13 protein-coding genes are annotated in these 15,947 nt (G+C 60.8%); 4 read left to right on the top strand and 9 right to left on the bottom strand.

Translation table 11 applies throughout. The annotated features are described in order from the left end of the window. Positions 1–8: 8 nt before the first annotated feature. The 3 genes from tmpB to H9Q16_RS19385 all read right to left on the bottom strand — a co-directional run bounded on the left by tmpB (position 9) and on the right by H9Q16_RS19385 (position 3,035). Positions 9–608 carry a (R)-1-hydroxy-2-trimethylaminoethylphosphonate oxygenase gene (tmpB, locus tag H9Q16_RS19395; protein ID WP_191077123.1) on the bottom strand — a complete coding sequence of 200 codons (600 nt, stop codon included), beginning with the start codon at positions 606–608 and terminating at the stop codon, positions 9–11. Then, the gene (tmpA, locus tag H9Q16_RS19390) at positions 605–1,738 is read right to left on the bottom strand and encodes a 2-trimethylaminoethylphosphonate dioxygenase (RefSeq protein WP_191077122.1); all 1,134 of its coding nucleotides are present in this window, start codon (positions 1,736–1,738) and stop codon (positions 605–607) included. The genes tmpB and tmpA overlap by 4 nt, the downstream gene beginning before the upstream one ends. 82 nt (positions 1,739–1,820) lie before the next feature. Beyond that, on the bottom strand, positions 1,821–3,035 hold the full coding sequence (locus tag H9Q16_RS19385; protein WP_191077121.1) for a YcaO-like family protein: 1,215 nt from the start codon (positions 3,033–3,035) through the stop codon (positions 1,821–1,823). A gap of 17 nt (positions 3,036–3,052) precedes the next feature. Between H9Q16_RS19385 and H9Q16_RS19380 the strand changes: the two genes are divergently transcribed. After that, complete coding sequence (locus tag H9Q16_RS19380) at positions 3,053–5,500, top strand: adenylate/guanylate cyclase domain-containing protein (protein ID WP_191077120.1); 2,448 nt, start codon at positions 3,053–3,055, stop codon at positions 5,498–5,500. Between the two features lie 10 nt (positions 5,501–5,510). Here the strand turns inward: H9Q16_RS19380 and H9Q16_RS19375 are convergent, their stop codons facing one another. The 6 genes from H9Q16_RS19375 to H9Q16_RS19350 form a co-directional block, all read right to left on the bottom strand. Then, positions 5,511–6,083 (bottom strand): hypothetical protein, encoded by a 573-nt coding sequence (locus tag H9Q16_RS19375; RefSeq protein WP_191077119.1) that lies wholly within the window; start codon positions 6,081–6,083, stop codon positions 5,511–5,513. Between the two features lie 12 nt (positions 6,084–6,095). Further along, positions 6,096–7,442: a peroxidase family protein gene (locus tag H9Q16_RS19370; protein WP_191077118.1), complete on the bottom strand. Its 1,347-nt coding sequence runs from the start codon at positions 7,440–7,442 to the stop codon at positions 6,096–6,098. Between the two features lie 302 nt (positions 7,443–7,744). Next, positions 7,745–9,199 (bottom strand): aldehyde dehydrogenase family protein, encoded by a 1,455-nt coding sequence (locus H9Q16_RS19365; protein ID WP_191077117.1) that lies wholly within the window; start codon positions 9,197–9,199, stop codon positions 7,745–7,747. A gap of 70 nt (positions 9,200–9,269) precedes the next feature. Further along, entirely contained in the window at positions 9,270–10,514 is a 1,245-nt protein-coding gene (locus tag H9Q16_RS19360; RefSeq protein ID WP_191077157.1) for a Tm-1-like ATP-binding domain-containing protein, read from the bottom strand. A 103-nt stretch (positions 10,515–10,617) separates the two neighbouring features. Next, on the bottom strand, positions 10,618–11,367 hold the full coding sequence (locus H9Q16_RS19355; protein WP_191077116.1) for an IclR family transcriptional regulator: 750 nt from the start codon (positions 11,365–11,367) through the stop codon (positions 10,618–10,620). A gap of 75 nt (positions 11,368–11,442) precedes the next feature. After that, entirely contained in the window at positions 11,443–12,216 is a 774-nt protein-coding gene (locus H9Q16_RS19350; RefSeq protein ID WP_191077115.1) for an MOSC domain-containing protein, read from the bottom strand. Positions 12,217–12,502: 286 nt separating this feature from the next. Between H9Q16_RS19350 and H9Q16_RS19345 the strand changes: the two genes are divergently transcribed. The 3 genes from H9Q16_RS19345 (at position 12,503) to H9Q16_RS19335 (ending at position 15,911) form a co-directional block, all read left to right on the top strand. Beyond that, the gene (locus H9Q16_RS19345) at positions 12,503–13,825 is read left to right on the top strand and encodes an ABC transporter substrate-binding protein (RefSeq protein ID WP_191077114.1); all 1,323 of its coding nucleotides are present in this window, start codon (positions 12,503–12,505) and stop codon (positions 13,823–13,825) included. A gap of 90 nt (positions 13,826–13,915) precedes the next feature. Further along, positions 13,916–14,863 (top strand): carbohydrate ABC transporter permease, encoded by a 948-nt coding sequence (locus H9Q16_RS19340; RefSeq protein WP_191077113.1) that lies wholly within the window; start codon positions 13,916–13,918, stop codon positions 14,861–14,863. 109 nt (positions 14,864–14,972) lie between these two features. Beyond that, entirely contained in the window at positions 14,973–15,911 is a 939-nt protein-coding gene (locus H9Q16_RS19335; RefSeq protein ID WP_191077112.1) for a carbohydrate ABC transporter permease, read from the top strand. Positions 15,912–15,947: the final 36 nt, after the last annotated feature.

Below are 15,947 nucleotides of genomic sequence, written 5' to 3'. Positions count from 1 at the left end.
TCCACCGCTCACCCGTTATGCAGCGTCGCGTGGTGGCGATCCACCATGCGCTGGACCATGGGGGCAAAGTGCCAGAAATCAGGCGTTCGCATACCCGCGACTTTGCCGGCATCATCCAGATAGCGCACCGCCACGATCTGTTCGAGATTGGGGTTGCGCTCAAATGCGGCGATTTCTTCAGAACCCATCGGCCCGCCTTGCAACTGCAGAGAATGAACCGACGCCTCAGACAGTGCCTCCAGATACTCAGGCCGCACCGCGCAAAGATAGCGTTTGGCCGCAACGTGATACCGCACACAATCCGTGATAATCGCAGGAAAGAACCGTTCCAGTACCGCAGCCCCGGCGTCTTCATGATAGCGGTCGTGGGTATCATCCATCGTGAACATGCCGAACTCCGAAGTGAAATGCCCCACGTCATGCAACAGCGCACCAACGATGATCTCTTCGGGATGCCCCTCGGCCTCGGCAAAGGTCGCCCCCTGCAGCATATGCTCCCCCATGGTGACAGGCTCGCCCAGATATTCCTCGCTACCACGCCGCTCAAAGATATCACCCAGAAAGGCAACGATGGTTTTTGCGCTCAGGTCCTCAATGGCGACTGTCATTGTGTGGCCTCCGCCAGACTGTCCCGGGTGGATCGCAACCCGTCCATGTCGGCGTAACACCCTTGCAACCACCGGGACCCCGCCCCTGAATACCCCTTGCGCGCGTGCAGAACCCGCGTGTTATCAACAACAAACGCCTCGCCGGGCTCAAGGCGAAAGGCCACTTCCATCGCCGGGTCATCGACAATCTCGCCAAAGCGCCGCAGGGCCGCGTACCAATCCGCCATATCCGCGAAGGGCACATCACGCGGCGGTGCCATTGACCTGTTGTTGAACCGAACGCCCCGCAAGGCCCCGTCCGGCGCAAGCTCGATCACCGGACGTTTTGACCGCAGGCAAACACCGGCCTCTCCCGCGTATTCAAATCGCGCACAATGACGGCTCAGCAAATCGAAGTACCGTGCGTTTTCCCCCCGCAGCCTTTGTGCCACGGCAAATCCATCAACCACCATGTTCTCGCCCCCCGCAGCAGAGCTTTCGAGACAATAAAGCACCTGAACAGTCGGGACCGGATCACGGTAGGGATTGTCGGTATGCGCCTGCAGTCCCAAGCCGGTGTAGGCCAGGTTTGTGGGATTGACCTGCGTGCGCACCTCAAAAAGACGCCCGTAGTTGGTTTCTCGGACAAACCCGAAAAGGGCGACCAGATCGAACAGCGCGCCTTGTTTCACCGGCATGCCGTCCACCTTGGCAAAGCCAAAGCAACACAGCGCATCCAGCCACCGCAAGCGTGCGGCGTCATCGGCACGCAGCCGATCATAATCCCCCACAGGAATATCGGCCACCAGGCCGTTGTCCCAGGTTTCAATATCGCCCGGAACCCACCCCGCGTTCTCGGTCTGCCCGGCTTGGTCATAGGCATTGTCGCGCATCCAGTCGGGATCGAACCGCACCGTCTTATTTTCGGGCGCAAAGGTCACCTCAACGGATCCGTTGACCATGCGCGCGTCAGCAATCGACGTGTCAGGTGGAATATCTCGCAACGCGATCAGCTTTTGGCCATTGCCCGGGGCGCGGGTCAGATCGTCCTGCGCATTGTCGCGCAGCCAGATCGCGTGAAATCTCAGGGTCCCGGATTGGTCCTGTAAAGTCACATAGTCACCGTCAGCAGAGCGGTCGATTTTTGGCATAGCGCGCACCTTCGCGAGTATTGTCCCGCATACCACCATGCGCATTTTCCAATGCGATTCAAATTGAGAATAAGGCCGGCAGCTATACCAGCAGCGGCAGGAATTTGTCCGGCTCCGGAATACCCGCAGACCGCAACCCAGCAAAGCGCGGCTTGTCTGTCCACAAGCCCGGTACAATCGCCCGAACGACGGGCACATCAAAGGCCACCCGTGTCAGATCAACAAAAGCAGTCGTCAGCCCCTGCCGGGCCAGACGCAAGGTCAGTTCAGACAGATCGCCCGGTATCGCGGTCGGGGTTGCGGCCCGCACTTGCGCAAGGGGCACCTTTGACACAGTGGCCGTCTCAACCCAGATCCGATGCAATGGGTCGCCCTGTCCTGCGCGCTGCTGCAGACCGATCTCGGTCTGGAACAGCTCAGTAATGGCCGAACGGGCGGCATCGGACGGGTTCGGATGGCACCCGAACCCCAGCCCCAGATCGCGCCCGTCCGCTGCATGAGACAACGCCGCGATGACCGGTACGCCGATATGGGTGGTCAGGTCCAGCAACAGCGTCTGGCGTGCCCGACCGGACAGATAGGCGCTCACATCCCCGGGGACAGCAAACTCCGCAACCGGCACCTCGGGGCGTGGCACCCGCCCGTACCACCAACGCCCGACCGCGTCCCGCTCGATCAATTCCAGCAAAGCTGCCCGCTTCGCCTCTTCGAGCGTCGCCGCCGATGCGCAGCCGGACGTGGTTGCGATGGCAATAGCGCCTGCGTCACCCTTCTCCCGTCGCCCGACAAGCACGTAATCCGCCGGCACATGGCATCGGGTCCCGTCGCAGGTTATTGCAACCATCCAGTCTATCGGTGCGGCGGTGTCGACGGCCCGGGACCGCCAATCCAGCGCACCATACGGACCTGCATTCCAGACATCTCTCGTGGCGATCTGTCCGTCCGAAAAGCCGTTCAGCGTAACAGGCGATACCGCACTGGCCCCCAACGCGTCCGGCGATGCCGTCACCAGCGGTTCATCGCCCCACACGCAGGCGCTGGCCAGCTCAACCGCCTCCCCCAACGCACTGGCCCGGCATTGCTCCGCCGTCAGCCCCCGGCCCGACGCCGCGCGTCCACTCTCAGGGCGCGCGGGAACCGGATAGTCTGGCCACCGTGCATAGGCATTGGCGTTCGGCACGCAAAACGCGAAACGTCCGGGACCCTCGGCAGGTGTGACGGACAGCAGGTCGAAACAGCGTGTCAATTCGGCGTAGTTCACCAATACCTTCCATGCTAAGGTTAATCTATCATGCATCAGGATACATAATTGCAATGGCAGGCACGCTAAAAGAACGCGGGCCGCGCGATGTAAGCGCCCCAGGTCACCCTCAGGCGATCCTGTTTGCCGATCTGGTATCCTACAGCCACCACATGGCCGAAGACGAAGCCGCGACACTGCGATTCATGCAAGACTGCTTTGCTCTTTTCGACATGCTCAGCGCCTCGCATCACGGGCGGGTGGTCAAGACGACCGGGGACGGCATCCTTGCTCTGTTTGATCGCAGTGAAAATGCCGTGGCTTTTGCGCTGGATGTCCAGCAACGCATTGACGAAGCCCATGATCAGTACGCGTTCCGCATCGGCATCAACACAGGCCGGGTAGAGCTGGCCCAGTCGGATGCCTTTGGCCATGCAGTCAATGTCGCGGCGCGCCTGCAGACGCTGGCACAGCCGGGCGGCGTCTGCATTTCGCGCGAGGTCATTCAAAAGCTCGACACACCCACCCGCGAAAAGTTTTCTCCGCTGGGCCCACAGCGCCTCTACAATCTTCCCGGTACATACGAGCCGTTTCAGTACGACGGCGGCACGACCCTTCCGGGCAAGGGGGCCGGTCGGCATGTCCTCTATCTGTCGGTTATCGGGGGGCTGGAAATTCACTCAGGCGGCGCGCGCAAGTCGATGCCACAGACCCAGGACGCGCGGGTTCTATTGGCGTACCTCGCGCTGGCACCCAGCCACTCCGAAGCAATTGGTCGCCTCAGCGCCCTGTTGCGACCCGAGGCAACGCCGGCTGCGGCGCGCAAAACGACCAAGGCAGCCCTTGAAGAGCTCAAGGAGTTTGTCGGCGAAGGCATGATCCTGCAGGATGATGTTGCCATCCTGAACCCGGATTTTGTCAAAACCGATGTCGGGCAGATTGTCCGCAATGCAGCCCAGGGCGCGCTTGATGATGTTCTGCTGTCGGGTGGCGACTGGGTGCAGCGCATCCTGTCGGGACTAGGCGAAGTAAACTCTGCCGTAACCTCCTGGCTGGCGCTGATGCGTAGTGATGTAACCGAACAACTGGTGTCGGTCCTGGAAACCGAGATGCAGCGCATCACCGATGAGGCCGATCCTGCCATGCGCGGCATCACCCGCGCGATCCTGAACATCGAACCCTGCCACGAGGGGGCGGCACGCCGGCTGATGATCGGCCTGCGCCATGCCGGCAACGTGGCCGAGGCCATGCGCGTCTACACGCGGCTCAAGGACAACCTGTCATCGCGGTTCGGCCTGCAACCCCTGCCCGAAACCACAGCGGCCGCGCGCGGCGAAGCGCGCCCGGCCCCCAGTGTACGTGACCCGCTGGCCCCCCTTCGCATTCAGGTCCGCGACTTTGAGGGCCAATCGGACGGGGCACAGGCCCGCCTTGGCTCTTTCCGCTCAGAGATTATCTCGGGCCTGTCGCGGTTTCGCAGCTGGTCTGTGGTGGAGGGCGATCAGGGCGACCTGTCGGATGCAACATCCGACTACCTGCTCAGCGCCAGCCAAACGTCTGAAACGGCCCCCGCGACGCTGACCCTCAGCGCCGCAGACACGGGCCGCATCGTATGGAGCGAAGACCTCGATATCGGTGCCGAGCAGATGCCCAGTTCACGCGCACAGGCCGTCAGCCGCATCGCCGCGATGTTCGAGATGTACATCTCGACCGACCGCGCAGGGGCGGACACGCGCGGCACCGATCACGCGATTGTCGATGACTGGCTCAAGGGCGAACGCTTGCTGACCCAATGGACCAAACGCGCCTTCGACATCGCGATTGCCAAGTTCGAAGACATCATCGGCCGTGCCCCGGAATTTGCCCCGGCCCACGCCAGCCTCGCAAGCGCGCTGAACGTCCTGCACGTTGTGCGCCCCGGCCTGCAACGCAACCGCGCCTCAGCCAAACGCGCGCTTGATGCAAGCGACATCGCGGTTGAGCTTGACCCGCTGGACGCGCGCAACCGACTGGCCCTCGCGTGGTCATCCGCACTCAAGGGCAATTTCGACCGCGCCGCACTCAATATGGACATGGCAGAACGCCTCAACCCACATAGCCCGCGCACCCTGGCATCCTGCGCAATGGGCTTCAGTTTTCTCGGCGAACATGAACGCGCCGCACACGTGCTGCAGCATTGCCTCGATTGCGCGCCCGTACTTCTGGATTATCAATGGTGCTACGCCGCCTCTGTCCTTTTTCTGGGCGGTGATGACGAAGGGGCCTTGCGCGCCGCCGCCCGATCAGACGACCGGATCATCGACAATCCCGGCTGGACAGCAGCCGCCCTGGCGCGCCTGGGCCGCACCAATGAGGCCCGCGCGTCCTTCGACCAACTGGTTGAAGACGTAAGCGCCGTCTGGGACGGAGACACTGCCCCCACCCCAGAAATGGTGCGCGACTGGTTCGTCAGCGCTTATCCGATCCGCTACAAGGCAGAGCGCACAGCGCTGGAGAAAGCGCTGAACGCCGCCATGTCCTGACCAGCGCCGGTCAGAGACACCGCCGGAACGTCAGGGACGACAGCAGATAGGGCACATCGTCCGCAACTGTCAGGTTATCGATATCACCCGTCATGTCCTGTAGATACTGATCCTTGAAGGTGGCAAAATCGCTGGGGATCACGACATTCATCTTCTTGTTCGCAGTATTGCCTGGGGGCGAATCGTCTTGTATCCGCAGTGTCAGCTTGCCACCCCCGCCGATGGCAACCACAGGGTCACCGACATTCCCCGGCGCAACCTCGTAATAGGTCAACTTGACAAATCCGGCCATGAACTGTGACAGAGCACGCTCTTCTTCGGTCAAATCGTCGTCTTCGAACTTATCGATAATGGCGATGCTATCCGGCTTATCGCCATCATATCGCAGCCAGATAGAGCAACCAGCGTCCCAGATGCCCTGAAGCGTCTGTTCTACGATCTGTTTCTCATTGGTGCCATTGACCTGAAAGTTGGCCAACATCAGCTTGCCTGCCTCGACCTGACCAGCCTGCCGTCTGCTTGCGTTGTCCCAGTCCCCAACCCTGGGAACCCCGTCATCTTTCGTAACCAATAGTGATGGCATTTCGCACTCCTTCTATGTTTGCGGAATCCAGTTCGCCTGCACGGCAGCGTGCAGGTCCCAAAGGCCGAAATTCCCCTCCGCATCGGGAAAGGCCGGCTCAAAGTCTGTGTTGAGGATACTGTAAGGGTCACTGCGGATGGCCCGGTGGATGGTTTCCATCGTCAGGCGGCTTGCCAGTGGTCCAAAGTGCTGGCCCGACGCATGCACATCCGCCTCGCGCAGCAAATAGAACCAAAGCGGGGTGTGGTCCCTGAGCGGCGCGGCGGCGTCGGACAACAGAAACTCACTCAACTCGGGCGACCGGGTCTGCGCCAGCCGGCTGGCCGGCAACCGCCGCGGCAATACAGCCTCGCCTGTGCCCTGCAATCGCTCAGCCGCAAGCTGCAACAGCGCCTGGCCACTATCCAGCCGCAGTCGGTTTCCACGCAACAAAGTGTGCTCTGCGATGCTGAAACTGTCGCCCGCCGCGTCCGGCGCCGACCGCACGCAGTCACCGATCGTGCCAGGCAGCGAAAACATGTCATGGGCCAGATTTTCATCAATTGCGCCGGCCAGACTGACCCGCATTCCATCAGAGGGCGCCAGCAGAAAATGCCAGCCAGCGCTCCAGTCCTCCGGCAGGGTTCTTGCACCATCTACCGCCACCAAGCGCGATGGCTCACTGTGGTGCGTGAATTGCAACAGGTCTTTCAACCCGGCCCCGCCACCGCCCTGCCGCCAATACGGATAGCGCTGCCCGACCATCGCGTGACCCAGCCGAAAGGCCGCCGCCGCAAATTCGATCGGCACAAGGCCCGTGTCCCGCCCCAGCACCGGATACGCGCCCGATCGCATGACGTCCCGGTAGACCGCCGGGCACATGACCCTTGGCAGGAAATCATGCAGCGTGACCCACTGAAGGTGCTGGCAAAGCTGTCGCTGCGCTTGTGCAGCATCGTTAAACCGCGCTGCCAGAACCTCGTGAAATTTGGTGATCAGCACCACCATCTGGGACAAGGTCAGGTTCTGATCGTTCCGCTTGTCGCCGCCCCTTGGCGTCCCGCAGGTGGACCGGCACAAGTCCCCTGCCCTGCCCGTACTTGTCGGTCCAAGCCGCAAACCTTCTGATCCGTCGCTGCTGTCTGCCGCAAAGAGTGACGCAAAATCCAGCCGCGCCGACCCGCAGGTTTCCCCGATCGTGTCAGACGCCTCCCACGTCAGATCATGCGCAATCAACTGGCCAAAGTAGGTGTGGCCCGCAGGGATGCCCTGCGCCCCAAATCGGTATCTGCCCCACCGTGCGGGCCAGACCGACATCTGCCGCGCAAGTTCGCGCAACAAATCTTCGTCGTGCAGCGGGGCGTTGGTCTCTTCCCCCACCCTGTCATAGGCCGAAAAGGACGACGGAACATAATGTGACGGGCTGCGCGCCTCAAACCGGAGCCTCTCTCCGGATCTCGTCGCGGTGTAGCTCGCACAGGGCCCATTGTGCGCCGATCCGTCAAAAAGCTCATAGACACGCGTCGTCTTCTCAGACGCATCTATGCGCCTGGCTTCGACAAGCCTTATGCCGCTGTTGTGCAGTATCTGAACTGTCCTCAGATAACAAATTTATAAGAATCAAATTATTAAGTAAGTGACCGCATCCTATCACGAAATCACAAGTTTTGATACCTGACAGATCAGCCGTGAAAGGCGGCCACCGTCTTGAGCGTGGTAAAACCATAAAGGGCTTCGAACCCTTTCTCGCGCCCATGCCCCGACAGGCCCGTGCCGCCAAAGGGCAACTCCACCCCGCCCCCGGCACCATAATTGTTCAGAAAAACCTGTCCGGCCCGCAGCCGCTTTGCCATGCGCAATTGCCGTGATCCGTCGCGGGTCCAGCAGGCCGCGACAAGGCCAAAGTCGGTGCCATTGGCGATCTCTACTGCATGGCCCTCGTCCCTGAAGGGGATGATCACCTGCACCGGGCCAAAGACCTCGTCCTGCGCAAGGGTATGCGCCGGATCGCTGCAGGCAAAAAGCGTCGGGGCAACATAAGCGCCGCCTTCCGGGGCGCCCGGATCGATCTGCCCCTGGGCCAGCATCTCCAGATCAGCGCCCTTTGACAGAAAACCCGTGACGATCTCTTTTTGTCGCGCTGAAACGAGCGGTCCCACATCAAGATCGTCCATCGCCGGACCTGCCCTCAGCGCGCGATACTTTTCGGCCATTTGGTCCACAACCTGCGAGTATAGCCCCTCATGAACCAAAATCCGCGATGACGCAGAGCAGGTCTGTCCTGCATTCTGAATGCCCGCATTCACCAGAAACGGCAGAGCCGCCTCAAGATCCGCGTCGTCAAACACCACCTGCGGAGATTTTCCCCCAAGCTCCAGCGTTACGGGCACAACATTGCGCGCCGCACTTGCCTGAATCAAACGCCCCGTCGCGACAGACCCCGTGAACGACACGTGCTGCACCCCCGGATGCGCGGACAATGCCGCACCCGCCTCAGCCCCGCGTCCCGGCACTACGTTCAACGCCCCGGCAGGCACCCCGGCCCGGCGCGCGAGTTCAGCAAAGGCCAGCGCGGTCAGACACGCCTCTTCTGCCGGCTTCAGCACGCAGGCATTGCCGGTACACAGCGCCGCCCCAACCGACCGCCCGATGATCTGCATCGGATAGTTCCACGGGATGATATGCCCCGTCACCCCATGCGGCTCGCGCAAGGTATAAACAGTGTAGCCGTCCAGATAGGGGATCGTCTCACCGTGCAGCTTGTCCGCCGCACCGGCGTAGAACTCCATATAGCGTGCAAGGGCGGTCACATCGGCGCGCGCCTGTTTTAATGGCTTGCCCACGTCACGCGCTTCGAGTTCTGCCATCTCGTCGGCATGGGCCGTGACAAGCTGCCCGATCCGCGCCAGAACGCGCCCCCGCTCAGCCGCAGTGCTGCGGCCCCAATCGCCCTGGATCGCGGCCTGTGCTGCTGCAACGGCGGCATCAATGTCATCGGCATCCCCTGCCGCAATGTTGCACAATGTCGTGCCATCGGACGGGTTGATCAGCGGTAAAGAATGACCGGCAGCGGGCGCTTGCCAATGCGCCCCGATCAAACAGGTTTCAGGATCAAGGCCAAGTGGTCGGATGGGCATCGGGGTTTTCTCTTCTCTCAAGCGGCTGTGCAATCGTGGACCAACCGGCACCCAAACGCCATGCCGAACCTCATGCGCGCACCGTCGCGCTGACAGTACCGTCCGCCACCCAGCCGTCAAAGATTGCAAGCACCGTGTCGGCAAAGGCCTGATCGTTGATGTGGCAGTCGATCTCGCTAAAGCGAAGCGGCGCGGTCATAACCTGCCGCATCTCGTCGCAAAAGGCATCGAACGCCTCCGGGTCATGGGCCGGACCGCCGGGCTTGTCCCACTCCTCGATCCCCTTGTTGGGCAGAATGACATGCGCGGGGGTGTCTGACTGCTTGAGCCGACTGGCGATCTCGCGCGCGGTCTCGCGACGCTCGTCGGCATTTAGGCCTGACGACTTGATCAGCCGGTTGTGCGGATGAAAAGGCCGGTCCTTGTAGCGCGCGGGAATGTCCTGCCAACCTGCAAAGTCGATCAAATCCAGACACCCGGGCGCCACGATCTGTGGAATGCCGGCGCGGCCTGCGTTCAGCATCCGGTCCGCCCCCCCATTGACGACCGATCCGGCCAGCAGATTGCCCAGTTCGGGCAAGGCAAGATCCATCACGCAGGCAAACCCACCCTCGCGGGCGATGCTTTCATACGCCATGCCGCCCATCCCGGTGGCATGAAAGATCGCCACGTCAAACCCGCGCTCTTCCAGCGCAGGTTTCAAAAGCTTCATGTAGGTCAGACAGCTTGAACCCAGCGATGTCATCCCCACCATCGGGCGGTCCCCTGTTGGGGGCTCCACCGCCCGCGCTGCCCCCAAAACTGCACCCGCGGCCTGCGACAGCGACGCCTTGCAGATCGAATTCAATCCGTAAAGGCCACCGGCCCACAGGATCATCTGGATATCCGCCGACAGCCGGTCAGGCGGAATGATGGGTGAAAATGACACCGTGGACACCACGTATTTGGGCACCCCCAGCGGCAGGGCCTGACAGATATCCAGCGCCGCATCCGTGCCCATCGACCCGCCCAGGATCACCACACCGTCAAATGCCCCCGCGCTGAACATCCGGGCGGCCAGTGTGCTGGCACCGTCCGCCATGATCTGCATGGCGACACTTTCCTCGCCCTGATCAATGGCCGCCCGAATGCTGCTGCCGCCCGCCTCTGCCACCTGATGCTTGGAGACATCGGTGGGTTCGTCGGGGTCACCCAGTACCGAGATATCCATTGTCAGCACCCCGCCGCCCTGCGCCCTGATGCGTTCAGCCATATAAGCCAATTCGTCATTCTTGGTGTCAAAGGTCCCCACAATGAGAATGGTCTTGTCGGTCATCTGTTTGTCTCCGCTCATTGCAGGCCCCACATCGGCGCGCTGATCTGCCAAAGCTGGCAGAGGACGTGACGACGTTCAATATTCTTCCGCCAATGCGGCACTCTCAGGGGGCTGCCCCCTGCGTGGCACGCTCCAACCGGGCAACAGCTTCTTTCAGCTTCGGGATCAACGCCACGCGCCGCGACGTTGTGAAATCGTTGCTCACCAGAGCAATGGAAATCGCGCCGCGCGGATCGCCGGCCCCAGAACCAAAGGGCATCGCCAGACTGGACACGCCCTCCTCAAAGGTGCCGACCGTGGCCGCGTACCCCTGTTGCCTGATCTCTGCCATCCGTTTTTGGATCGCGCTGAGGTCTGTTTGTGTGTGCGGCGTGACCTGACCGCGCGGGTTGGAAAGGATGCGCTTTTGCGTCGACGGTGTGGCATGGGCCAGGAACACCATCCCCGACGCCGTCGCATGATAATAAAGCATCTCGGTCGCGCGCATGTTGACCACATGTCCCCGGCTCGGCAACCGGTAGGCAAGCGGCGTCATGCCTTCCGCACCCGGCACGCTGACATGCACCGTCTCGCCAACCTCGGCGCATAGCCAATTCGCCACCTCAGCCGCCGCGGCCTGCAAAGGGACCGTCGCCTCGCGGATGCGGGCAAAGCGCAGAAACCCATGGCCAAGACGGTACTTGCGGGTGTCTTCGTTCTGCTCGACAAACCCATGTTCGCCCAAGGCCACCAGCAACCGCCGCGTGGCTGCCTTATCAAGCTGCGCCATCCGGGCCAGTTCGCTCAGCCCGATCTCTTGCTTTTCCACCGAAAACTGGCCCAGCACCCTGAACGCCTTATCGACCGTTTTCATGACGACACCCCCCAGACACGATGCCGCCTACTGTATCTTTCAAACCATCGGTAACAATAGTGAACCGATCCGCCCTCAGAGGGTCGCAACCGCATCGCCGGGCGCAATCCTGCCCCCCTTAATCACCTCGGCGTAAACCCCCATATCCGAATGACCATACTGATCGCGCAGCAATCGCGGCACATCCAGATCACGCAGGCCGGTTTCAAGGTTCACCTGCGTTGCCGGACACCTTTTGGTGCGCATGACCACCCTCAGCGTGGCCTCACCCAGGCTGATCTCTCGTCCCACCAGATCAAGCTCCCGCATCGGCGCGATGCCTGAAAACAACAGATTCGCCCGAAACCGCAACGGGTTGACATCCTGCCCGATCGCTTCTGAAAATGCCCTGACGCTGTCGATATTGATCAGTGATATCGCATTCATCATCTGCGGCGACACCACAGAGACATCCGTGAACCGGTGCGGCGCTGAGGCCTGCAAGGTCGGCTGATGCCCCGGCTCATACCCAAGAAACGCCGCCAGAAACGCTGCCGCCGCAGGCCCGCCGCTGTCCTCTTTGAGATCAAAGGTCCGATCCTGGCCTTGCCCCGTGATCCGAAGGGTCCCCTCCTGAGGATCATAATCGGTCGCCAGCCGCGCCAGGGCTGCATCACGCGCCAGCACGACGAACTGCGATTTCGGCACTGGTTTCGGGGCATCGGGATCAAAACTGCTGTCGTGCCGCGCAAACCCGAATACGCGATCCTCCGGAAATCCCGCACCGGGATGCAGCATGACCGTGCCCAGGCGCTGACCGCTCAGTCCTTTGACCGGGTAGTGATACAAAGCCTCAATCTGACCGGCCATTTTGCTCAATCTCCTGTCAACGTTTGCGAAAAGCACGATTTTCTCATGCTAGCGGCCTCTGTCTCAGATCAAAATGGGGCGTCTGGGCGCCCCTCCTGTCGCCTCTTTTGGCTGCAAACTTTTATTCGTTAGATATCAGCAGGATAATGGCATTTTCAGCAATTTTGAGGTACGCCCCTCAATTATTATGTAGACTTGAGGAGCGTACCTCAAATAGCGTCTCATTGTCTGAATGACGATTCGACCCAACCCGAAAGAGGTCGAATCCATACTGGGAGGAATACTTATGAAGACCTTTAAACTGGCATCCGTCAGTGCCCTCGGCCTTGCCGCTGCAACCAGCATGGCTGGCACCGCACAGGCCGAAGACCTGACCCTGTGCTGGGCGGCATGGGACCCTGCAAACGCCCTTGTGGAACTCAGCAAGGAATTCGAAGCCCAATCCGGCCACACCATGAATTTCGAATTTATCCCATGGCCCAACTTCGCCGACCGCATGCTCAACGAGCTGAACTCAGGCGGCAATCTTTGCGACCTGCTGATCGGCGACAGCCAGTGGATCGGCGGCGGCGCGGAAAACGGTCACTACGTCAAGCTGAATGACTTCTTTGACGCAGAAGGCATCTCAATGGACGATTTCGCACCCGCGACCGTCTACGCCTATTCCACCTGGCCCAAGGGCACACCAAATTACTACGCCCTGCCTGCGATGGGTGATGCCAATGGCTGGTTCTACCGCAAGGACTGGTTCACCGACCCCGACATCATGGCCGCCTTCAAAGAGGCGACAGGCCGCGATCTGGCAGAACCCAAGACCCAGAAGGAACTTCTGGAAACCGCACAGTTTTTCCAGGAACGCGAGATCGACGGCAAGACCGTCTATGGCGCATCGATCTTCACCGAGCGGGGCTCGGAAGGGATCACAATGGGCGTGACATCCGCGCTCTACCCTTGGGGCTTCAAGTACGAGAACACGCCGGGCAGCTATGACATGGAAGGGGCCGTAAACTCCCCCGAAGCCGTCGAAGCACTTGAATTCTACAAAGAGTTCTACCAGACAGCGACCCCGCCGGGCTACACCAACTCTTACATGGGTGAATCGCTTGATGCATTCAAATCCGGTCAGGTGGCCATGGCGATGAACTGGTTCGCCTTCTTCCCCGGCCTCTACGCGGACCCGGCCACGGGTGGTGACAAGATCGACTTCTTCGTGAACCCGCCCCAAAATCAGGCAGGCTCGACACTGGGCGGTCAGGGGATCTCGGTTGTGTCCTATTCCGACAAACAGGATGCGGCGCTGGAATACATCAAGTGGTTCGCCAATCCCGACGTGCAGGCCAAATGGTGGGAACTGGGCGGCTATTCGGCGCATAACTCCGTGCTGAATGACCCGGGCTTCAAAGACAGCGCACCGTTTGCCGGTGACTTCCTCGAAGCGATGGGCGCAGTGCAGGACTTTTGGCAGGAACCGGCCTATGCCGAACTGCTGCTGGCGATGCAGAAACGAGTGCACGACTATGTGGTTGCCGATCAAGGCACTGCACAGGAAGCACTGGACAAGCTGATCGAGGACTGGACCGAAGTCTTTGAGGACGAAGGCAAGCTCTAAGACAGCGTAAGGCGGGGTGAACCCCGCCCTACGATCCCCTTCAAGGTAGGGCGGGGTTCACCCCGCCTTGCCCCAGGAAAGTTGCGTCCGATGACAGACACCCCCGCAGCGCGCGCCGCTCAGGCCACCCCTCCGAATGTGGCCCGCAAGATCAAAGGTCTCAGCGACCGCGCCATCGCGTGGATTTTCGTCGGCCCCACGATCTTCCTGCTGCTGGCCATCAACATCTTTCCGCTGATCTGGACCATCCGCCTCAGCTTCACCAACTTCAAAGCCAACCGCATCAACCGCGAACCGGAATGGGTGGGCCTGCGCAACTACGAACGCATCCTGACAGACAGCGACATCTGGCTGAACATGCAGGCCACGGCGCATTTCCTGTTCTGGACGATCTTCTTTCAGGTCCTGATCGGCTTCACGCTGGCCTATCTGATCAACAAGAAATTCAAGGGCAACGATCTGTGGACCACCATCATCGTGCTGCCGATGATGCTGTCCCCGGCGGTGGTCGGCAACTTCTGGAAATTCCTCTACCAGCCACAAATCGGCCTCTTTAACTACATCGTCGCCTTCTTTACGGGCAAAGACCCCTCCAGCTTTGAAATGCTGGGCAGCGTCGATCTTGCCCCCTGGTCCATCGTCATCGTGGACACCTGGATGTGGACGCCCTTTGTGATGCTGATCTGCCTCGCCGGCCTGAGGTCGATCCCCGATTACATTTACGAGGCCGCCGAGGTCGATCGCGCCAGCAAGCTACGCCAGTTCTTCACCATCACGATCCCCATGGTCCTGCCCTTCCTGATGCTGGCGGTGCTCTTCCGCGGCATTGAGAACTTCAAGATGTTCGATCTGGTGGTGCAACTGACCGGCGGCGGCCCCGGCTCCACGACGGAACTCACCTCCATCAACCTCAAACGGGAAGCTTTTGAGAAATGGCGCACCGGCTACGCCTCGGCCTACGCCATCATCCTCTTCGTGACGGTCTTCGGCCTCGCCTCGATCTACGTCAAAGCGCTCAACAAGGTGAAGGAACGGTAATGACGCGCCCCTCTTCATCTTTCGAAAAAAACTCTCGGGGGCGCGCGCCCCGCGCGCGGGGGGCAGACAGCCCCCCTCACCGCCCGCCGCAGGCGAAAGGCCCGGTCTCATGAGCAGCTTCTCCGTCACCGAACCCTCCAACCGATCCAAATGGTTCGCGGGCACCCTTGTGATCCTTTACGCGCTGATCACCATGATCCCGCTGGCGTGGATCATGCTCACCGGCTTCAAATCCCCGTCCGACGCCATCTCCTACCCGCCAAAGGTGGTGTTCGAGCCAACCCTCGAAGGCTACGTCAATCTCTTCACCACCCGCACCCGGCAAACACAGGAATACCTCGACGCAAACCCGCCGGAAACCTGGTACGAAGAGATCGTCCGCGAATATGACATGGTCATCGCAGGCCCCTCCAAATTCGGCGAACGCTTTCTCAACTCGGTGATCATCGGATTTGGCTCCACCTTCCTCAGCATCTTTCTCGGCACGCTGGCCGCCTACGCCTTCAGTAGGTTCAAAATCCCGCTGGCGGACGACCTCCTCTTCTTCATCCTCAGTACAAGGATGATGCCCCCCATCGCGGTCGCGATCCCCATCTTCCTGATGTACCGCCAACTGGGCCTGTCAGACACACATCTGGGCATGATCCTGCTCTATACAGCCGTGAACATTTCCCTCGCCGTCTGGCTGCTGAAAGGCTTCATTGACGAAATCCCCCGTGAATACGAAGAGGCCGCGCTGATCGACGGCTACACAAGGTTTCAGGCCTTCTACAAAGTTGTCCTGCCGCAGGCCGCCACCGGCATCGCCTCCACCGCGATCTTCTGTCTGATCTTTGCCTGGAACGAATACGCCTTTGCGGTCCTGCTGACCTCCGGCACCGCGCAAACGGCCCCGCCCTTCATCCCGACCATCATCGGCGTGGGCGGCCTCGACTGGCCCGCCGTGGCGGCAGGCGCGACGATCTTCCTGCTGCCGGTGATGATCTTCACCATCCTGCTGCGCAAGCATCTGCTGCGCGGGATCACCTTCGGGGCAGTGCGCAAATGAGTTTTCTGCACCGACACGATACCGACGCAATACCGA

Source organism: Sulfitobacter aestuariivivens (assembly GCF_014763045.1).
GTDB lineage: Bacteria > Pseudomonadota > Alphaproteobacteria > Rhodobacterales > Rhodobacteraceae > Sulfitobacter > Sulfitobacter aestuariivivens.
This window is presented reverse-complemented; position numbering and strand designations above follow the sequence as displayed.